The 19960-nt window shown below is 62.9% G+C and carries 20 protein-coding genes; 8 read left to right on the top strand and 12 right to left on the bottom strand.

Annotated features, from left to right (window positions below; all coding sequences use genetic code 11):
* Positions 1 to 185: 185 nt before the first annotated feature.
* On the bottom strand, positions 186 to 395 hold the full coding sequence (locus AC3WLP_RS22500; RefSeq protein ID WP_003254922.1) for a cold-shock protein: 210 nt from the start codon (positions 393 to 395) through the stop codon (positions 186 to 188).
* Between the two features lie 327 nt (positions 396 to 722).
* Between AC3WLP_RS22500 and dcd the strand changes: the two genes are divergently transcribed.
* Together dcd and AC3WLP_RS22490 are read left to right on the top strand one after the other, a co-directional pair.
* A complete protein-coding gene (gene dcd, locus AC3WLP_RS22495; protein WP_003254920.1) occupies positions 723 to 1289 on the top strand; it encodes a dCTP deaminase in 567 nt (188 codons plus the stop codon).
* Positions 1290 to 1383: 94 nt separating this feature from the next.
* On the top strand, positions 1384 to 1611 hold the full coding sequence (locus tag AC3WLP_RS22490; RefSeq protein WP_003254918.1) for a hypothetical protein: 228 nt from the start codon (positions 1384 to 1386) through the stop codon (positions 1609 to 1611).
* A gap of 6 nt (positions 1612 to 1617) precedes the next feature.
* Here the strand turns inward: AC3WLP_RS22490 and pdeM are convergent, their stop codons facing one another.
* The 7 genes from pdeM to AC3WLP_RS22455 form a co-directional block, all read right to left on the bottom strand.
* Positions 1618 to 2268, bottom strand: coding sequence for a ligase-associated DNA damage response endonuclease PdeM (pdeM, locus tag AC3WLP_RS22485; protein ID WP_088512944.1), 651 nt, complete (start codon positions 2266 to 2268; stop codon positions 1618 to 1620).
* Entirely contained in the window at positions 2265 to 4715 is a 2451-nt protein-coding gene (locus AC3WLP_RS22480; RefSeq protein WP_088512943.1) for a ligase-associated DNA damage response DEXH box helicase, read from the bottom strand. Before AC3WLP_RS22480 ends, pdeM begins: the two co-directional genes overlap by 4 nt.
* Positions 4716 to 4782: 67 nt before the next feature.
* Positions 4783 to 5898, bottom strand: coding sequence for a succinylglutamate desuccinylase/aspartoacylase family protein (locus tag AC3WLP_RS22475; RefSeq protein WP_003254913.1), 1116 nt, complete (start codon positions 5896 to 5898; stop codon positions 4783 to 4785).
* Positions 5899 to 6011: 113 nt separating this feature from the next.
* The gene (locus AC3WLP_RS22470) at positions 6012 to 7670 is read right to left on the bottom strand and encodes an ATP-dependent DNA ligase (RefSeq protein WP_004576220.1); all 1659 of its coding nucleotides are present in this window, start codon (positions 7668 to 7670) and stop codon (positions 6012 to 6014) included.
* Positions 7667 to 8683 (bottom strand): ligase-associated DNA damage response exonuclease, encoded by a 1017-nt coding sequence (locus AC3WLP_RS22465; protein ID WP_014755527.1) that lies wholly within the window; start codon positions 8681 to 8683, stop codon positions 7667 to 7669. The genes AC3WLP_RS22470 and AC3WLP_RS22465 overlap by 4 nt, the downstream gene beginning before the upstream one ends.
* 124 nt (positions 8684 to 8807) lie before the next feature.
* On the bottom strand, positions 8808 to 11249 hold the full coding sequence (locus tag AC3WLP_RS22460; protein WP_012051410.1) for a penicillin acylase family protein: 2442 nt from the start codon (positions 11247 to 11249) through the stop codon (positions 8808 to 8810).
* Positions 11250 to 11352: 103 nt separating this feature from the next.
* Positions 11353 to 12693, bottom strand: a complete 1341-nt coding sequence (locus AC3WLP_RS22455) for an aminotransferase-like domain-containing protein (RefSeq protein WP_012051411.1) — start codon at positions 12691 to 12693, stop codon at positions 11353 to 11355.
* Positions 12694 to 12865: 172 nt separating this feature from the next.
* Here AC3WLP_RS22455 and AC3WLP_RS22450 point away from each other — a divergent pair, with 172 nt between their 5' ends.
* Genes AC3WLP_RS22450 through AC3WLP_RS22435 form a run of 4 tightly spaced genes read left to right on the top strand, consistent with a single transcriptional unit; the run spans position 12866 to position 16471 of the window.
* Entirely contained in the window at positions 12866 to 13579 is a 714-nt protein-coding gene (locus AC3WLP_RS22450) for a serine O-acetyltransferase (protein WP_003254905.1), read from the top strand.
* Positions 13576 to 14364: an alanyl-tRNA editing protein gene (locus AC3WLP_RS22445; RefSeq protein WP_004576216.1), complete on the top strand. Its 789-nt coding sequence runs from the start codon at positions 13576 to 13578 to the stop codon at positions 14362 to 14364. The genes AC3WLP_RS22450 and AC3WLP_RS22445 overlap by 4 nt, the downstream gene beginning before the upstream one ends.
* Positions 14361 to 15572, top strand: coding sequence for an MFS transporter (locus AC3WLP_RS22440; protein ID WP_088512942.1), 1212 nt, complete (start codon positions 14361 to 14363; stop codon positions 15570 to 15572). The genes AC3WLP_RS22445 and AC3WLP_RS22440 overlap by 4 nt, the downstream gene beginning before the upstream one ends.
* Positions 15569 to 16471, top strand: a complete 903-nt coding sequence (locus AC3WLP_RS22435; RefSeq protein ID WP_012051414.1) for a pyridoxal-phosphate dependent enzyme — start codon at positions 15569 to 15571, stop codon at positions 16469 to 16471. Before AC3WLP_RS22440 ends, AC3WLP_RS22435 begins: the two co-directional genes overlap by 4 nt.
* A gap of 167 nt (positions 16472 to 16638) precedes the next feature.
* On the opposite strand, the gene AC3WLP_RS22430 is transcribed toward AC3WLP_RS22435, so the two are convergent.
* The 4 genes from AC3WLP_RS22430 to AC3WLP_RS22415 are packed head-to-tail and all read right to left on the bottom strand — an operon-like array spanning position 16639 to position 18293.
* Positions 16639 to 16836, bottom strand: a complete 198-nt coding sequence (locus AC3WLP_RS22430; RefSeq protein ID WP_012051415.1) for an SEC-C metal-binding domain-containing protein — start codon at positions 16834 to 16836, stop codon at positions 16639 to 16641.
* A gap of 7 nt (positions 16837 to 16843) precedes the next feature.
* Positions 16844 to 17317 (bottom strand): LEA/WHy family protein, encoded by a 474-nt coding sequence (locus AC3WLP_RS22425; protein ID WP_017148137.1) that lies wholly within the window; start codon positions 17315 to 17317, stop codon positions 16844 to 16846.
* A 2-nt stretch (positions 17318 to 17319) separates the two neighbouring features.
* The gene (locus AC3WLP_RS22420; protein WP_003254897.1) at positions 17320 to 17796 is read right to left on the bottom strand and encodes a YchJ family protein; all 477 of its coding nucleotides are present in this window, start codon (positions 17794 to 17796) and stop codon (positions 17320 to 17322) included.
* 2 nt (positions 17797 to 17798) lie between these two features.
* Positions 17799 to 18293, bottom strand: a complete 495-nt coding sequence (locus AC3WLP_RS22415) for a DUF6231 family protein (protein WP_017148138.1) — start codon at positions 18291 to 18293, stop codon at positions 17799 to 17801.
* 159 nt (positions 18294 to 18452) lie between these two features.
* Between AC3WLP_RS22415 and AC3WLP_RS22410 the strand changes: the two genes are divergently transcribed.
* Positions 18453 to 19145 carry a PA1041 family peptidoglycan-binding anchor lipoprotein gene (locus AC3WLP_RS22410; RefSeq protein ID WP_010952284.1) on the top strand — a complete coding sequence of 231 codons (693 nt, stop codon included), beginning with the start codon at positions 18453 to 18455 and terminating at the stop codon, positions 19143 to 19145.
* A gap of 89 nt (positions 19146 to 19234) precedes the next feature.
* A complete protein-coding gene (locus AC3WLP_RS22405) occupies positions 19235 to 19954 on the top strand; it encodes a PA1041 family peptidoglycan-binding anchor lipoprotein (protein ID WP_012051417.1) in 720 nt (239 codons plus the stop codon).
* Positions 19955 to 19960 lie beyond the last annotated feature (6 nt).

Here is a 19960-nt window from a genome sequence, read left to right as displayed (position 1 = left end):
CCTTGCGTCGCGAAAGGGCCGCGCAGCGGCCCCAGGATCTCCGCATCATGCATAGATTGCTGGGGCCGCTTTGCGGCTCTTTCGCGACACACGGCTCCACACACTTGCAATGCATGGCCTTCAGACAGGCATAAAAAAACCCGCCAGAAGGCGGGTTTTTTTGAAAGCTAGGAAGCTAGATCGACTTAGGCGATCTGAACTTCTTCAGCCTGCATGCCTTTCTGGCCGCGGGTAGCGACGAAAGTAACAGCCTGGCCTTCTTTCAGGGTTTTGAAGCCGTCAGCTTGGATGGCTTTGAAGTGCACGAACAGGTCATCGCCCGACTGAGGGGTGATGAAGCCGTAGCCTTTCTCATCGTTGAACCACTTAACAACACCGGATTGACGGTTGGACATTTTTCTGTCTCCTTGGACAATTTGATAACGGTCAGGAAAAACCCTGCCCGGGACTGAGCGCAAAGAGAGCAGAAAATTCAGCGATGGGCCGATCAGGATCGTGCATCAAACTAGAGATTCTCGGTGTCACGTGCAGCACAGTGGCAACACCTTACCCCACTTTCCGCAACCTGCCAATGGTCAGAAGACGCTTTAGGCAAATTCGGATCGGCGGCGGCTGCAGCCCCCACCCGGCGCGGGATGTGGGATGGAACTTTAACCTGGGCGCCGGGACCGGTAATATGCGCGTCACGATTTTCACCTCGCAACTCTTCAGGACACCCCGCCATGAGCATCAAATCGGACAAGTGGATTCGCCGCATGGCGCAGGAACACGGCATGATCGAGCCGTTCGTCGAGCGCCAGGTGCGCGGCGAGCAGGACAACCGCGTGATCTCCTTCGGCGTCTCCAGCTATGGATACGACGTACGCTGCGCCGACGAATTCAAGGTGTTCACCAACATCAACTCGGCCACCGTCGACCCGAAAAATTTCGATGCTGGCAGCTTCGTCGATATCAAGAGCGACGTGTGCATCATCCCGCCAAACTCTTTCGCCCTGGCGCGTACTGTCGAATATTTCCGCATTCCCCGTGACGTGCTGACCATTTGCCTGGGCAAGAGCACCTACGCCCGGTGCGGCATCATCGTCAACGTCACGCCGCTCGAGCCCGAGTGGGAAGGCCACGTGACGTTGGAGTTCTCCAACACCACCACGCTGCCGGCGAAGATCTACGCCAACGAAGGCGTGGCGCAGATGCTGTTCTTGCAGTCCGACGAAGAGTGCGAAGTGTCGTACAAGGACCGTGGCGGCAAATACCAGGGCCAGCGCGGCGTCACGCTGCCGCGTACCTGAGCCGACAAGCGCGGGGAATTACCCGCGCCTTTGGCACTCCAACGAAGTAACGCCGGTGTGCATGATGTACATCGGCTTTCGTCAGGAGCAGCCAATGAAACTCCATCCCGCAATCAGTGCCAAGCTGGCAGGCCTGCAGCCCAATCACGTAGGGTTGTTGCCCTGGTCACTGCTGGCGCACCCGCTGCCCATGCAAGCGGGGGGCGTGCCCCATCAACCTGACCCCGATACCCCGCAACCGCCGGAACCCGGTGAGACGCCTCCCATGGAGCCGGGTGAACCGACCTTGCCGGACGAGCCGCCTCCCGCCCCTGTCGCTTAAGCGTCGCTAAAGCGGCCAGACGCGGTCAGCGCCAGCCAGGTACAGCCGGCTGGCGCTGGCGGGGGTGATTTCCCACCCTCCGGTGAACTCACCGAATGCAGGTAGCAGGCTGACTTGCTCATCGATCACGAAGCAAGGCAGGCGCAAGCGCTGACGGGCCTTGCCGCGCAGGACGAAGACGGGGTGTACGTGGCCCGCCAGTACCGGGTGTGTGCGGTGGGGCTGCGGCTCGTGCTGCATGGCAAAGGGCTCCAGAACCCAAGGCTCGTCCACGACCTGAATATCGAGCGAGGCGGGTGGATCGCCGGCGTTGCGGTCATGATTGCCGCGTATCAGCACTATTTTCAGTTCTTTGTGCCGCTTGCGCCAATCATCCACTTTGGCCAGCGTTGCCGGTGCACGGGCCGTGCGGGCATGCAGAAAGTCGCCCAGGATGATCAGTTGCTCACAGTCCTGTGCGGCCAGCAGGCGATCGAGCCTGGCGAGTGTCGCCTCAGTCGTTCCACGTGGCACCGGTTGATGCAGGGCGCGGTAGCTGGCGGCCTTTCCGATGTGCACGTCGGCCACCAGCAAGGCGCGGCGGGCGGGCCAGTAGATGGCTTTGTCGGCAAGCAGCCAGAGCGCCTGCCCCCGGTGTTCGATGGGTTGGTAATTCATCCCGCGTCCGCCGCTTGTTCCAGTTCCGCCACCATCCGCGCAATGCGGTCTGCCAGCTTCTCGGTGCTCAATGTCTCGCGCATGCCTTCCACCAACAAGGCAAACGCCAGGGGCCCTGGCCGCTTCAACGCCCGCAGGTCCAGTTGCAACTCACTCATTTTCAGCAGTTGCCGATGCAGCCGTTCGATTTCCAGCTCTTCGCTCAATACTTCATCCCGCGCCTGGCCAAGCAGCAAATTCCCCGCGTCGTGCTTGCGAAACACCTCATAGAACAGCCCGCTGGAGGCCTGGATTTGCCGCGTGCTCTTCTGCGCGGCGGGATAGCCACCAAACACCAGGCCGGCAATCTGGGCAATTTCACGAAAGCGCCGCAGTGCCATTTCCCCGGCATTCAGGCTGGCCAGCACATCTTCCAGCAGGTCCGTGGTGCCGAGCGCTTGTGGCAAGTGCCTGGCCCAGTCCACCTGGGCAGGGCTGAGGAGTTCGAATCCGTAGTCATTGACGGCAATCGATACCGACAGTGGTTGTGCGCGGCTAACCCGCCAGGCAATCAGATTGGCCAAGCCCAGGTTGGCCATGCGCCCCGCAAAGGGATACAGGAACAGGTGCCAGCCCTGGCGGGATTTGAAGGTCTCGGCCAGCAGTGTGCCTGTGGTGGGTAAGGCTGACCACTGCGCCTGAAGCGCAAGCAGCGGGCGTACTGCCCGCATTTCCGGCCCGTCAAAGCGTTCATGGGCGGCAGCATCGAGCTGCTCGACCAGCGCCTCGGCCAGTTCGCTCGAGAGCGGCATGCGCCCGCCGTTCCAGCGCGCTACCGCAGCCTTTCGCGCCGTGCTGCGACGCACATAGGCCGTCATGTTTTCCACGCGCACCAGCTCCAGTACCCGCCCGGCAAATACCAGCGTATCGCCGGGGCGCAGGCGGGCGATGAACGCTTCTTCAACACTGCCCAGCGTTTTCCCGCCGCCGCCCTTGCTCCAGTATTTCAGTTGCAGGTTGGCATCGCTGACGATAGTGCCGATGCCCATGCGGTGGCGCCGTGCCAAGCGTTCGCTGGTAACCCGATAAACACCGTCGGCCTGGCGCTCGACGCGCTGGTAGTCCGGGTAGGCGGTCAGTGAGCTGCCGCCGTGGCAGACGAAGTCCAGCGCCCATTGCCATTGGCTGTCGCGCAACTGGCGAAAGGCCCAGGTGCTTCGCACTTCGGCGAGCAGTTGCTCAGGGCGAAAACCGCTGCCCAAGGCCATGCTGACCAGATGCTGTACCAGCACGTCCATGCACAGGCGCGGTGAAAAGCGGGCTTCGATGTGGCCGGCTATCAGCGCCTGCCGGGCCGCCGCCGCTTCCACCAGTTCCAGGCTATGGGTGGGCACCAGGGTGACCCTGGAGCGCCGCCCAGGCGCGTGTCCTGAGCGACCCGCCCGCTGCATCAGGCGGGCGATGCCCTTGGCCGAGCCGATTTGCAGCACCCGTTCCACGGGCAGAAAGTCCACGCCCAGGTCCAGGCTGGAGGTGCAGATCACCGCCTTGAGGCTGCCTTGCTTGAGGCTGCGCTCGACCCAGTCGCGGGTATCGCGGGCCAGCGAGGCGTGGTGCAGGGCGATCAGCCCGGCCCAGTCCGGGCGGGCCTCAAGCAGGGCCTGATACCAGATTTCTGCCTGGGCGCGGGTGTTGGTGAACACCAGGCTACTGGCACTGGCATCGATCTCGTGACAGACCTGGTCGAGCATCTTCAGGCCCATGTGTCCAGCCCAAGGGAAGCGCTCGATCGCTGTTGGCAGCAGGGTGTCGACTTGCAGCGCCTTGTCTTGCCGGCCTCGCACCAGCAGGCCGCCCTGGGGCAGCAAGACATCCCGTGCGTGTTGCAGATTGCCGAGCGTTGCCGACAAGCCCCAGGTCGGTAGGCCTGGGTGCCAATGCCGCAGGCGCGCCAAGGCCAGCTGCAGTTGTACCCCGCGCTTGTTGCCAAGCAGCTCGTGCCATTCATCCACTACCACCAGTTGCAGCGTGGCGAAATCCTCATGTGCCTGTGCCCGGGTCAGCAGCAGGGTCAGGCTTTCGGGGGTGGTGATCAGCACACTGGGTAGCCGCCGGGCCTGTCGGGCGCGCTCGGCACTGTGGGTGTCGCCGCTGCGCACCCCTACGCTCCAAGGCAGCTGGAGTTCATCAAGCGGCGCTTGCAACGCACGTGCGGTGTCGGCGGCCAGGGCACGCATGGGCGTCACCCACACCACCTGTATGGGGGCCAAGTGGCGGCCCTGGGGCCTGGGCTTGAACGCACGTAGTGCAGCGAGCCAGACCGCATAGGTCTTGCCGGCACCGGTACTGGCATGCAGCAAACCGGACTCGCCCCGTTCGACGGCAGCCCATACGCGCCGTTGGAAAGCGAAGGGCTTCCAGCCGCGCTTGGCAAACCAGGCATTGGCGAGGTCGGTAGCAGCAGGCATGAGGCAGATGGCCCTCCGAAGGCTGTGCTTCTACAGACCACTTGCCGGCTGCAATGGTTTTACCGGATCAATTGGCCAACAGGTAGCCGCTGCGGCATACCTGTTCGCCGGCCACATGGGCGATGACCATGCCAGCCGTGGCCATGCGCCGTACGCTACGCGCATACAGCAGGCCTGGCTGGCTGTTGCGCAGGGCGGTGACTCGGTCACTGAGTGGGTCGATGACTTCGGCAATCAGTTGGCCGGCCTCCAGGTGCTGGCCCGGTTTGGCGTGGTAAACCAGCAACCCACCCAGTGGCGTTGCCACGGGTTCCACCGCGGCCAACGGCGTGGCGTGGCGTAACAGCGCGGGCAGAGCGGCGCTGGTGCCTTCGATGACACCTGCATGGGTCAGGAAGTCGAGGATCGCCTGGCAGTCCTTGCTGGCCAGATCATGGCTGACATCCGCCTGGCCACGCAGCTCGACGGTGACCGAGCAGCAGCCCAGCGGAATCGGGAAGCGTTTGCCGAAACGTTGCTGCAATTGCCACCAGACCAGGCTGAAACATTCATCGAACGACTGCCCGCCCGAGTCCGTTGCCAGCAGGCTGGCCTGGGCGCCCAGGTAACGGGCCAAGGGTTCGATCTGGGGCCAGGCATCGGGGGTGGTGTACAGGTGCTCGACTGCTTCGAAGTCGCAGTGCAGGTCCAGCACCATATCGGCATCGCAGGCCAGGCGCTGCAGTATCAGGCGCTGGGCCTGCAGGGGTGTGCGAGCCGGGTGTGCGTCCAGGCCGCGGCGCAGGTATTCGCGGATCAGTGCAAGGTTGTGCGTCGGGTCCTGGGTGAGGTGTTCTTCGATCAGGTCGCCGATGCTGTCCGACAGGTCGACGAAGTTGCGATTGAAGTTCTCGCCGCTTTGCAGTTCAAAACGCCCCAATGGCGCATCCAGCAGCACTTGCTCCAGGCCCACCGGGTTGGCCACCGGCACCAGAATGATCTCGCGCTGCAGTCGGCCTTGCTGTTCCAGCTCGACCAGACGGCGCTTGAGGTGCCAGGCTACCAGCATGCCCGGTAGCTCGTCGGCGTGCAGTGAGGCCTGTATATAGACTTTGCCACCACTGCGAGGGCCGAAGTGGAAACTGTGCAGTTGGCGGGTGATGCCCGGTACGGGGGAGAGCAGGTCATGGGTTGAATGGTGCATGTTGGTCCTGGCTGCGTGGCGAAAACGGTCTGCGACACGGGTCGGCTCAAAAATAGAAGCATAGTTTCAGCGAATGCGCCTCATCCTGCAGCAGTCGGGCATCGCAAACTTTTTCAGGCCAGTAGCGCCTGCAAGGTGGCCAGGTCATCTGCCTCCTCCACCGGCTTGTCCAGCCGCCAGCGCAGCATGCGCGGAAAGCGCACGGCGATACCGCTTTTGTGGCGCCGGGACAGGGCGATGCCTTCGAAGCCCAGCTCGAACACCAACGTTGGGGTCACACTGCGCACCGGCCCGAACGTTTCCACCGTGGTCTTGCGGATGATGGCGTCGACCTTGCGCATTTCTTCGTCACTGAGCCCTGAATAGGCCTTGGCAAAGGGCACCAACGCCCGACCAGGGGTACCTGCCGGTGCATCCCATACGGCAAAGGTGTAGTCGCTGTACAGACTGGCCCTGCGGCCGTGGCCGCGTTGGGCATAGATCAGCACCGCATCGACGCTGAACGGGTCGATCTTCCACTTCCACCAAATGCCCATGTCCTTGGTGCGCCCCACGCCGTACAGGGCCTCGCGCTGCTTCAGCATCAGCCCTTCCACGCCCAGGCTGCGTGACTGTTCGCGCTGGCGGGCAAGGTCGGCCCAGTCCGGGCCTTGCAGCAAAGGCGACAACAGCACGGGGGCAAGTGGGTGTTCATCCACCAGGCGTTCCAGCTGGCTTCGGCGTTCGTGCTGCGGTCGGCTGCGCCAGTCATCGCCCTGCCACTCCAACAGGTCGTAGGCCTGCAACACCACCGGCGCATCGTTCAGCAGCTTTTTGCCCAGCGTTTTGCGACCGATGCGCTGTTGCAGCAAGGCGAAAGGCTGCACGGCCAGTTCCGTCTCGGTTTCACCGGGTTTCCAGACCAGGATCTCGCCATCGAGCACCACGCCATCAGGCAACGTCTGTGCCAGGCCATGCAGTTCGGGGAAACGCTCGGTAACCAGTTCTTCGCCGCGTGACCACACCCACAGCTGGCCATCGCGCTTCACCACTTGCGCCCGAATGCCGTCCCACTTCCATTCGATTTGCCAATCGCTTGGTGGCCCGAGCAGGGTATCGAATTGATCGCTGGACACTTGCAGCGGATGGGCCAGGAAGAAGGGGTAGGGCTGGCCGCCACGCTGGTTGTGTTCATCGGCGGACTCCGGGGCGATCAGCCTCTGGTAACTGGCTGCAGTGGGGCGATGGCCTATATCGGTGTAGCCGACCAGGCGCTGGGCCACGCGTTTGGCGTCCAGCCCGGCCAGTTGCGCCAGGGCGCGGGTGACCAACAGCTTTGACACGCCCACGCGAAAGCTGCCAGTGATCAGTTTCAGGCATAGCATCAGGCTGGCGCGGTCCAACCGGGCCCAGAGCGGCGGCAGGCGCTGGCGGACTTGCTCAGGCGGCAGCCCGCGCAGGGGCAGCAAGTGCTGTTCCACCCAGGTGGCCAGGCCTTCATCGTTGCCATCGGCGTGCAGCGGCAGCAGCAGCGAAATGGTCTCGGCCAGGTCGCCCACGGCCTGATAGCTTTCTTCGAAAAGCCAGTCCGGCAGGCCAGCCAGTGCCGTTGCCAGTTCGCGTAGAAGGCGGGTGGGCACCAGTTGGCGTGGGCGCCCGCCGGCCAGGAAATACACCGCCCAGGCAGCATCGTCGGCGGGCGCCATGTCAAAGTAGTCGCGCAGTGCCTCGAGCTTGGCATTGCTGGAGGTGGTCGCGTCCAGGCGCAGGAACAGCGTAGCGAAGGCTTTCATGGCGAGGGGGCGGTGTTGGGCACATCGTCTTCGTCGCCATACTCGGTGACAAAGGCGCGGGCATCCAGGCCTTGTTCGGTGAGGTAGCGCACCAGTACCTCGACCGAGCCGTGAGTGACCATCACCCGTTGGGCACCGGTCTGGCCAATGGCCCAGAGCAGGCCGGGCCAGTCGGCGTGGTCGGACAGCACAAAGCCTCGGTCCACGCCGCGCCGTCGGCGGGCGCCGCGTAGCAGCATCCAGCCGCTGGCGAAGGCATCACTGTAATCGCCAAAACGGCGCATCCAGCTACTCCCGCCGGCCGATGGGGGCGCCAGGACCAGTGCCTGGCGCAGCAGAGGATCGTTGCGCGGTATATCGCCTGCGTAGCGGGTTTCCGGCAGGCGGATACCGGCATCCCGATACACCCGGTTGAGCGGCTCCATGGCGCCATGCACGAGGATCGGGCCGATGCTGGCATCCAGCCCATGCAGAATCCGCTGGGCCTTTCCGAAGGCATAGCAGAACAGCACGCTGGCCTTGCCCTGTTCACGGTTGGCCCGCCACCAGGCATTGATGCTGGCGAAGATCTCGCTTTGACTTGGCCAGCGGTAGATCGGCAGGCCGAAGGTCGACTCGGTGATGAAGGTGTGGCACGCCACCGGTTCGAAGGGCGTACAGGTGCCATCGGGTTCTACCTTGTAGTCACCGGATGCAACCCAGACTTCACCTCGATACTCCAGGCGCACCTGTGCCGAACCCAGCACGTGCCCGGCTGGGTGCAGGCTCAACGTCACGCCTTGGTGCAGCAGGCGCTCACCGTAGGGCAGGGTCTGCAAATGGATGTCCTGGCCCAGGCGGCTGCGCAGAATGCCGGCACCGGGGCTGGCGGTCAGATAATGGCCATTGCCGGTGCGTGCGTGGTCGCCGTGGCCGTGGGTAATGACAGCCCGGTCCACGGGCCGCCAGGGGTCGATGTAGAAATCTCCGGGCGGGCAGTACAGGCCTTCGGGGCGGGCGATGACAAGGTCCATGGCACGGGCACTGGTTCTGGGGTTATCCGTTAAGAGGCATGGTGCCAGACGTTAGTTCGGATGGATTTGGGAGGGCGCTGCTGAAAACTTCATCAAGCCCCCTCATGCCCCCTGAAGAATGCCGTTACCGCCCCGGTACCAATGTAAGCCGCTGGTTGCCATACGCCCTGCCGAAATTCTGCTGTTGCAGTGGCAGGCTCATGAAGCGCCCTTTGAACCAGGCATCCAGCCCGTCGCGGTAATGCGCGCTGGCCGGGTTGCCGGACTGGCCGCTGCTGGTCAGTATCTGCAACGGTTCGGCCTGGCCGAAGTCGACGATCATCCGTGCCGAGGCTGGCAGATGCGTGTCGAAGTCGCTGCCCCAGGCGAATGGTGTGAGGGCCAGGGTAGTGAAGTCGCCGCCTGCGGCAAGCGGCGCACGGCTGATCGCATCCCCCAGGCCATGGTAGGCCGGTGCCGGCCAGCGGTACTGGTGCAGCTGGCCCCACTGCCAGGTGCGTCGGTCGGCACCCAGCTGCGCGATCCCGGCCTCCATTGCGCCCGCCAGGCTGCGGGCGAGGATGGCGGGCTTGTCTTCTTTTTGCGGCGTGTTGCGGTCATCCCAGAAGGGGCTGTCATCGCGGCCCAGCAGATGATCGGCCTGCGCCGAGAACGACAAACGTGCATTGCTGACGAATGCCTGCCACGCGGGGCCGGCCTCCGGGCCCAGGTCATCGAGGAAGGTCTGGCGAGCGACCTCCTGCAAGAACAACTCGTACAGCGCGGCATCGGCCGACACCGGGCTCAGGCGGCCATCGAAGGCCTTGAGACGGGCCAGCGTGTCGCGGGCCTTGTCGCGCTGCCCGGCGGGGAGGGCGTCGATCGCCTGCTTCAGTGGCTGGGCCATGCCGGGTGCGTTGAACATCTGCTTGAGCTTGTTGGCCAGCAGGGTCACTTGGTCGTTCTGCAGGGCCATCAGGCTGCGACTGTCGTGGCGACCGTTGCCGGCCAGTTCTGCCAGGCGTTCGGCACGTTCGGGGTAGTACCAGGTGCTGGACAGCTGCATGCCATAGCCGCGCGGCAGGCTGCGCTGGTTGGCGTGGCCGATCCAGCCTGCGGGCGGGTCCTGGTCGTACGGGTGCAGCATCGGGTCGGCATAGCCGTCCCAGTCGTAACGCCCGTCCCAGCCCGGCGAGGGCAGCAGGCCCTGGCCTTCGCGGCGATTGGGGTAGCGGCCACTGACTTGCCAGCCGATGTGCTCAGGCTCGGCGAAAACGAAGTTGACGGCAGCAGCCGTCACTTCACGTGTGCTGTCGAAGGCCCGCTCCACGTTCTTGGCCCGCGTCAGGTCGAACAGAGCATCCAGGCTGCGATCACCTTTGAATTGGGGCAGGTTCAGCGCCAGGCCCAGGCTGGCGTTTTCTGGCTGGGCCAGCAGGGTGCCGTGGCGGGTGTCGTACACCACTTCGCGCACGGGTCGCTGGCCACGTACAAAGTAGGTTTCGCTGCGGGCGCGGGCCGGCAGCCATTTACCATCGGCCAGGTAGCTCAGCTGATTGCCTTGGCGGCGCAGCTGCTCGAGGAACAGGTCCTGATTGTCGGCCATGACCGCGCTGCTGCTCCAGGCCAGCTTGCCATTGTAGCCGGCCAGCACAATTGGCAGGCCCGGCAAGGACAGGCCGGCAACCTGGTACTTGCTGGTATTGATTTGTACCGGGCTCAAGGCCCAGGCGGCGCGGCTGTCGCTGGCCAGCAGGCTCTTGCCGCTGCGGCTGCGCTGCGGGCCCAGGGCCAGGTTGGCCGACCCCGGGCTACCGAGCAGGTCGAGGTCGGCGAGCTTCTGGCTGGCAGCTGCCAGGGCTGGCAGCCCCGGCAACTGGCTGGCCAGGTTCAGGCCCTTGAGCTTGTCCACTTCCATTTCGGCCAGCGGCTCGTCCGGGGCCCCGGGCAGCAACCAGGCCAGCTTGTCGCTACCGGCTTTCTGCGCCAGGGTCAGGGCGCTGAGTTCCTCTTGCAGGTTGACCGACTGGCTGAACGCGTACAGGCAGAAGATCAGCGCCGAGTCTTCAGGCTTCCAGTATTCGGGGCGATAGCCACTACTGGCCAGGCCTGCTGGCAGCTTGTCGCGGTAGCGGAACAGGTAGGCGTTGACCCCGCGCGCGTACACTTCGAAGAAGCGCTTGAGCCGTGGCGATGCGTCGGCGTATTGCTGGGCGGCACTTTGCTTGAGGTTGGCGGCGCGCATGAGGCGGTCGATATCCAGCGCCTCGCTGCCGGCCAGTTCGGCCAGACGGCCTTGGGCGAGCAGGCGCATGGCGACCATCTGTTCGATGCGGTCGCCGGCGTGCACATAGCCCAGGCTGAACAGCGCATCATGGAAGCTGCTGCTTTCGATCAGCGGCGCGCCCATGGCATTGCGCCGTACCGAAACATTCTGTGCCAGGCCTTTGAGCGGCTGCACGCCGCTGGTCGGTGGCACGCTATCCTGGTAGCCGCCCGTCTGGCAGCCGGCCAGCCCGAGCATGCCGAGCAGGGTGGCAGCGGTTGCAAACCGCAGGCGGAAGGGAGGAAAGGCGGGGGCGGCCATGGCAAGGGCTCCTGCAAGGCGAGGCTGGTTTGGAAAGGCGCTAAGGTAGTAAGCGCGCAGGCGCCATGCAAGGTCCCAGGTCGGTTTATTTGATCGCGTCGGGTCAAACCTCGAAGTGCTCGGCCAAGGCGTCGGAAAAATGCGTGCAATTGATGCGCGTGTAGCGTTGGTAGTCACGGCTCACCGCGAATGCAGAGCCCGGCATCAGCAGGATCTTGTGCTGCTCCAGTTTACGCATGAAAGGTTGCAGGTCGGGCAGGTCCGGGTGGTAGACCCAAAGGAACATACCCCCTTGCGGCGCAATATCGAACTGCCAGCCGCGCTCAAGCAGCAAGCGTTGGGTTTGCACTTGCTGGCGGATCAGGCGCTGCTGCACGTCTTTCATGTGCCGGGCATACGTGCCATCCGACAATATGGTGTTGACGAAGCGTTCGCAAAACGCGGGGACGGCGACGCAGGTCAGCAGTTTAAGGCGTGTGAGCGGTTCGATCAGGTCTTGCGAGCAGGCAATGAACCCCACGCGCAGCGATGCCGACAGGCATTTGGAGAAGCTGCCGATGTAGATAACCCGGTCAAGGTTGTCCAGCTCGGCAAAGGTCTGGCGCACAGCAGGGCTGAAGTCCCCATAGACATCGTCCTCGACCACGAAGAACTCGTGTTCCACCGCCAGGCGCAGGACGCTGAAGGCGTTGTGCGGGCTGATGTTGCTGCCGGTCGGGTTGTGGAAGGTGCTGTTGCAGAAAAACGCCTTGACCTTGTGCCTGGCCAGGTGGCTTCTCATTTCTTCCACATCTGGCCCGTCCTGGGTCCGCCGAATGCCGACGACGTGCCCGCCAGCCAGTTGGATCAGCTTGATCAGGTTGCCGTTGCCCGGCTCGTCGACGAAAACGTGGTCGCCCGGTTTGATCAGCAACCGTGCAACCAGGTCCAGGCCTTGCGTGGCACCCAGTGTGGTCAGCAGCTGGTTGGGCCGGGCTTCGACACGGGTCAGCCGTTTCATGTGCACGCACAGCTGTTTGCGCATGGGCAGGTACCCCTGGATGTCGCCGTACTCTGCCAGCGAGCTCTGCTCCAGCCGCGCTGTGCGACGAATTGCCTTGGCCAGCAGTTCGGTGTCGCGCCACGCTGGAGGCAGCCAGCCGCTGCCCAGCTTGGTGAAGTGCTGGCCGCCCTGCAGCAGCCGGAACAGGGGGTCGCCGGCCATGCATTCGGGTTCGTGGATCACGCTGGTCTGCCTGGCGCGGTTTGCCACGAAGTAGCCTCGCCCAGGTGATGCCGTCAATACCCCTTCGCTGACCAGCTGGGCATAGGCCGACACGACGTCGTGGTAACTGAAGTCCACTGCAGCGGTCAGCTTGCGGATGGAGGGCATGCGTTGCCCGGGCAACCACTCGCCTGCATCCAGGCGTTGTTTCAAAAGGTGATGAAGGCTGCAGGGGATCATGGCAGGTCCGAAACCGTTAGAAAAAAAAGCCTAACAGTTAACGGAAATGCTTGTCGACTGTTCGTTTGCAAATGGCCAGCACATGCCAATATCCCCGTGTCGGAACTTTCGGCTGCCAACAAAGGCGGCACTTTTAGCGTCTGTGCAGACCAGACAACTGGATATCAAGCCCATGCACCCTATGGACATGCAATCAGCCGTCATTGCCAGGCTTCCTGTCCCTGACGAACTGGAGTCATTCAAAGTTGTAAAGAATCTTGTGACCTCGGCGTTATTGGAGTGTTGTTCAATCGTCGAGTTCGAAGCACTGAAAGAAACACCGGTCATTGAACGTGTGACTGAACAGGCACATGCCGATTTACAGGCATTTGCCATGAAAGATCCGGCTGCCGGCCGCGACCTGGTCTTCATTGCAAAAACCTACACCTCTTATTCTGCGGTTTTGCATTATCGGCTGGCCCATTGGATCTACAACAATAGCGCCGCGACCTACGGCGCCGGCGGTCAATGCCTGGCCGCCATGATCTCCAGGCGCGGAAAAATGCTTTCGGGGGCGGAGATCCATTTCCGCAGCCGCATTGGTGCGCGCTTCATCATCGATCACGGCATGGGCACCGTCATTGGTGAAACGTCGACCATTGGTGACGATTGCTACGTGCTTGGCGGCGTAACCCTGGGCGCCCGCGGTATCAGTGACAACCCCTCGAGCCCCAGGCACCCGACGTTGGGTAACCGGGTGCAGATCGGCGCTTTCGCCAGTGTGCTGGGCGCAATTCATGTCGGTGACGGTGCGTTTATCGGGCCGGGCTGCATTGTGACCAAAGACGTCCCAGCCGCTGCCCGGGTACAGGTTAAAACATCATTGCAGGTGGTATTGGAATCATGAACGCTCTGAACTATGAAGTTTTAAGAAATACCGAAAAACTGTATTACAAAGACCAGTACCTGGCGGGCGCGAATACGCAAGTAGCGCGGGTGCACAGTGACGGCATCGAGTTGCTGAGTACGGTGGCCTATCCAGAAGGGGGCGGCCAGGAAGCGGACTTCGGCACCATTGAATTACCGGTGGGTACCGTGCGATTCGTCTGGGTTAAAAAACTCTACGGTAGCCCTATTCGCCTGGACGGTTTCAAAGGCGGAAAACTGGGCGGCATTATTATTCACAGCCTGCACCCGGATGATTTACACCTGTTGGATGAAGTCACCGTGGGCATGCCGGCCCGCGTCACTATCGATATTGAACGGCGCGAACGGCTGACGTTGTCTCACAGTGCCAGCCACTTCCTGTATGCCGCCGCCATCGGGCTGCGTGAAGAACTGAAGCAATGGACTATCGGCTGCCATATCAAGGAGGACACGGCACGTTTCGACTTCCTGGTCGAGGACGCGTTCACGGCTGAAGACGTGCTTGAAATTGAACGACGGGCGAATGAACTGATTGGCTGCGATGCGCCGATCGAGCACTACGCGGTTCAAGGCCTGGAAGACGCGCGTTTGTGGACCTACGACGGCATCGAAATCCCGTGCGGTGGTACGCACCTCGATTCGCCTCGGCGCATCGGGCGTCTTAGCGTCAAGCGCAAACGCCTGGGTAAAGGCAAGGAACGGCTGATCTGCGTGTTCCCCGAGGCCGAAATCGACTTGTCCACTTATCACGAGCACGCACTATGAACAGCACGTTACCGCGGCGCACGTACCTGTACTTCACGGCACAGTCGATCAACCTGACGACTGCCGTGATGTCGGTGACGATGGCCGCCATTGTCGGGGCTGCGCTGGCGCCTGATGCCGCATGGTCCACGGTGCCGTACGGGTTCCAGTTTCTGTGCCTGATGTTGGCAACTTATCCGGTCTCCAAGCTGATGAGCCGCATCGGCCGTAAAAAGGCGTTCATGCTGGGCGCGATTCCCCTGGCGCTGTCTGGCGTCAGCGGCTTTCTGGCGGTGGAGCACCAGCATTTTTCAACGCTGGTCCTCAGCCACTCTGCATTGGGTGTGTACATCGCGTTCGCCAATTTCAACCGGTTCGCGGCAACCGACAATCTTTCCCAGGCCTTGAAGCCCAAGGCACTTTCGCTGGTCGTGGCGGGCGGGGTCATTGCTGCTGTCGTCGGGCCGACGCTTACCGAGTGGCTGCGTGACGTGGGTGGTTACCCCCTGTTTTCGCTGTGTTATGCCGCGTTTGTCGGCCTGGCGTTGCTTTCATTGTTGATTGCGCTGTGCCTGCCCAACGATGCCGGTAAGGCCAGCGCGGTCAACAGCGCAGCAAAGCCGGCCAGTGTCCGTGCCGAGCCGGCAGGCCCGAGCGTGGTTGTGGCAATGGCTGTCGCTGCGCTGGGCTACGGGATCATGAACCTGCTGATGATCCAGGCCTCGATGCACATGAAACACATGCACGAGGACTTCACTGACGTCCGCCTGGCGATCCAGTGGCATGTGATTGCCATGTTTGCCCCGTCGTTCTTCACCGGCGCCATCATCCAGCGGCTGGGTATCAAGACCACCATTTGCGCGGGCCTGGCCCTGTTGATCGGTTGCTCGGCGATGAATATCTGGTCGCACAGCTACGCCATGATGACCCTGGCACTGATTGCCCTCGGGCTGGGCTGGAACCTCACTTACGTAGGCGGAGGTGCCTTGCTGGCCCAGTCACTGCAGAACAGCCCGGCAGCGATGCAGATGCAGGGCAAGAACGACCTGGCCATTGCCATTTTTGCCACCCTCGGCGCATTCAGCCCCTCGTTGTTGCTGAGCTCGGTTGGCTGGGACGGTACCAACGCCATCTGCATGGTCCTCTGCCTGGGGCTGCTGGTTGCCACTGCCGGCCTGCTGCAGAACAAGGTCGGCCTGCAAACGTCAATGGAAGGTAGCCGCAAATGAGCGAGCTCATTAGTGTCAGCGATCGTATCTACACCAAGCTGGAAATGAACAACCCGGGCGGTAGCCACAAATACCGGGCGGCGCGGCGGATCGTCGAACATGCCGTGCGCAAGGGTGAGATCATTCCCGGGGTGACGACCGTCATCGAAAAAACCGGTGGCAGCTTCGGCTTTGGCTTGCTGGCGGCCTGCCACAAGTACCAGGTCGCCGTAGAGCTGGCGGTCGGGCTGAGCTTCAGCCAGACCAAGCGGGATCTGCTGGAGTGTTTCGGTGCTCGGCTGATCGGCAAGGAAATGCTGATGGCCGGTGCCTCACCCAAGGACGTGGTGATGCATCACCTGGATAACCAGGCCGCGTTGGGTAAGTCATACTTCTACACCGACCAGTTCAACAACCCGGTGGGCATCGAGGCCCATCGTTATCAGACCGCCAGTGAACTGGCCCTGCAACTGACCAACGCCGGGGCAGGGCGGCAGATCCTGTTCGTGGGCTGTGCGGGTACTGGCGCCAGTTTCACGGGTATCACCCTGGGGCTGAAAGACCATGGCTTCGACGTGTCGACGGTGCTGGTCGACCCCAATGGCTGTGATTCGAGGGCTGGCGTGTTCGCCGATCATCGTTTTGAAGGCATGGCCGTGGGCGTTTGCCCGCCGTTCATGGACTGGTCGCTGGTGGACGAGCGGGCTCAGGTGCAACATGCAGAAATGCTCGCCGCACAGCGCTGGTTCTACATGCAGAGTGGCATTTTTGTCGGTAATACAGCCGCTGCCTGCCTGGCGGTTGCCCAGCGCATGGCCCAGCACCCGCGGTATGTCGAGACCACTCTGGTGACCATCGCCTATGATGCCGGCCTCTGGTATCAGGATCTGCTGGGGGCTAACCGGCGAAAGGCCGCGTAGCCACCTGTGTCAGGCCCATGGTCCAGAGGCTGGCACGCTACCTGGGGAGCGGGCAAGCACGCGAAGCATGCGACGCGGTGTATGGCACGGGCTTCGCCCGTGTTCGCGGGCGCGCCCGCTCCCACAGTGATCGCGCAATCGCTCAGATGTTGAATCGCGTCAGTCGATCAGGCGCCGTGGCACTTCTTGTACTTCTTCTCGCTACCGCACGGGCACGGGTCGTTGCGGCCAACGTCCTTCAGGGCGTTGCGCACCGGTTCTTGGGTGCCGTGGTTGCAGTGCGGGCCGTGTACATGGCCGTGGTCGTGGTGGTGATCATGGTCATGGTTGCAGTCAGGGCCATGAACGTGGGGTTGTTGGGACATTGCAGGGTTACTCCGGTATGTGATCGCCGGGGATTATCTCACCACTGCGCGAGATGTGCAGGTCCCGATGGATGAGCAACCCGGTCGCCAGTTCGCCCTGCAGGGTGTAATGCAGCGGCTGCTTGCTTCTGAGCAGCTTGGCCAGTGGCTTCAGGTGCTGCCACAGGTTGGTTCGTGCGGTGATCTTGAAAGTGCGCCGTGCATGCCCGCCCACGCTGCGCCATACGCTGGCTTCATCCTGCACCAGTAGCAGGTCATTGAGGCGTATTGCATACGACACGTTGCGAATGAACAGGCGGCTGTCATTGGGGTTGTCGACCCGCAGGTGCAGCACGAACTCCTGTTCCAGCAACCTGGCCTTGACCGTTTCGACCTCGACCAGATGCACTTCGGGCTCGCGCCAGTCCTCACCCCAACTGGCACAGCCCGTCAGCCATGCCAGTAGCGCACCGAGCAGTAGCAGACGGGTGCGCTTGATCATGTTCAGTTCCCTACGTAGCTGGCGCAGCATTTCTTGAATTTGTGCCCGCTGGCGCAGGGGCAGGGGTCGTTGCGCCCGGCCTTCAACCCGACCGTTGGGTCGATGAAGTACCAGCGGCCGGCATGCTGGACGAACGCCGAGCGTTCGCGGTGCTGATGATCGCCGTCTTGGTCGTGCCAGCGTGCGGTGAAGGTGACGAAGCTGTGCTCGGGTTGGCCGCCCAGCACTTCTGCGCTTTCCACTTCCAGGCCCAGCCAGGTGCTCTGTGCACTCCAGTCGGCCATGGCAGCACGGTCCAGGCCGGCTTGCTGGGCCGGTAGGGTGGTGGCTACCAGGTAGTCGACAAGGCCCAGCACGTAGGCACTGTAGCGTGAGCGCATCAGGGCCTGGGCATCCGGTGCCGGGGTACCGGCATGGTAATGCCCGCAGCAGGCGTCAAGCAGGTTGCCACTGCCACAAGGGCAGACCGAGACACTCATCATCACCACCAGTACTTGCCGAAGTTTTCAGGGTTGGCCCAGAACCTGGCATTGAGCCAGTCCGGGACCTGCTTATAGTCATGTAGATCATAGGTGAACAGGCTCAAAACCTGTTGCTCACGGCAGAATTTCTCGCTGGCCGACATGGCCAGGGCAAAAAAGTCGGTGTCCTGCCAGCCGCAGGCAGCCAGGTCGGCCAGCACTGCAACCCGGCTGGCATTGAGGTTGCGAATACCGCCGAGCAGCTCCAGGCCGGTGCGCTTGGGCAAGTGTTCCAGGCAGTCCACCAGTACCGCCAGGTCAAAGCGCTTGGCGGCCAGTTCGGCCGGCAGCGGGCCAGGGGCGGCGGTGTCGATGGTCACCTGGGGGTGCGCCTGGGCGAAGGCGTCCAGCGCTGGAAAGCGCGTACCCACCAGCAGCAGCCGTTGTGGAGTGAAGCGCTCGAGCAGGGCTGCCAGGGCCTGTTGCGGGGTGCGTGTGGAGAAACCTTCGGTCATTGCCATTCCTCGTTCAAGTCATCCAAGACTAGCGGGCCGCGGCGTGCGGGCAAAGGGGCATGTGACCGTGTCGTAGCTTATTGCTGGCAGGGTTGGAATGCGCGGTCTTTACTCCCAGAGATCGGCCTTATGCCGATTCCCCCTAGGAGAAGCAATGAAATGAGCATAGTACGCACAGCGTTACCCCTGGTACTGCTCACCAGTGTGTTGACTGGTTGTGCAGGTTTGCAAAAAACCGACTGGCCGAAATGTGCCGCCGTCGGGGGTGTAGGCGGCGCCGCCCTGGGCGCCATCGAAAGCTCCAGCTGGGCTGGCTGGGGCGCGTTGCTGGGCGGTGGCCTGGCGGCGGGCTATTGCTGGGCCCATGGCGATGGCGACGAGGATGGCGACGGCGTGCCTGACAGCCGTGACAAGTGCCCTGGCACCCCGCGTGGTGTACAGGTCGATGCCAACGGATGCCCGCCTGAGCCGGTTGCGGTGGTCGAAGAAGTGGTGGTGCAGAAGGAAGAAGTCATTGTCATCCGCGATGTGCACTTCGAGTTCGATTCTGCGCGCCTGACGGCCAGTGACAAAGAGCGCCTCAATACCATTGCCACGCGCCTGAAACAGGAAGCGCCCTCTGCCCGCCTTAGCGTCAGCGGCCATACCGACAGCGTCGGTTCCGACAGCTACAACCAGAAACTGTCCGAGCGACGTGCCCATTCGGTGACCGATTACCTGGTCGAGAGCGGTGTACCGCGCAGCAGCTTCGTTTCGGTGGTCGGCGCGGGTGAAACCCAGCCGGTGGCAGACAACGCCACGGCCGAAGGGCGTGCCATGAACCGTCGTACCGAGATCAAGATCCAGCGGTAAGACGGCGGGCGCCCGTGCCTCGAGCAGTGGCACGGGCGCGTCTTCATGCCGGCCAGCCGTTTGTGGCCAATGACACAGGAGCATTCAGCATGAGTGTGACGTCGAAGGCGGCACTGCCGCTGTTGGTGGCTGCCAGCCTGCTCGCGGGCTGCGCTACGCACAGCGATGGCAGCGCGCCCCTCAATCAAAGGACCTGGCCCATCTGTAGCCTGCTGGGCGGCTTGGTCGGTGGTGGCCTTGGGGCCATCGAGAGTTCTTCCTGGGCTGCCGGTGGCGGCGCCTTGGGTGCCATCGCCGGCGGGCTGATTTGTTACGCCCAGGACGGTGACGAAGATGGTGACGGCATTTTCGACCGGCGCGATCACTGCCCCGAGACCCCTGCCAACACGGCGGTCGACCACATGGGTTGCCCACTGAAGCAGTACCCGGCCGCGCCACCTGCCAGTGCACCCGAACCCTCGCCAGAGGTGATCACCCTCGATGACAACGGCGCGGTGATGTTCGCCTTCGACTCCGCCGAACTGACGCTGGCGGCCCAGCAACGCCTGCAAGGCCTGGTGGCGAAACTCAATTCACCGACGGTGACCAAGGTCCGTGTGATCGGGCACACCGACGGTGTGGGCTCCGACAGCTACAACCAGGCACTTTCCGAACGCCGCGCCAGCAGCGTTGCCGAGTACCTGATCGGCCAGGGCCTGGAGATGGGCAAGGTCACCAGCCAGGGCCGTGGGGAAAGCGAGCCGGTTACCGACAACGAAACCGAGGAGGGCCGCGCGCGCAACCGACGGGTGGAGCTGCACCTCAACTGAGTGGTG

This window comes from Pseudomonas sp. FW305-E2, assembly GCF_058782925.1.
This window is presented reverse-complemented; position numbering and strand designations above follow the sequence as displayed.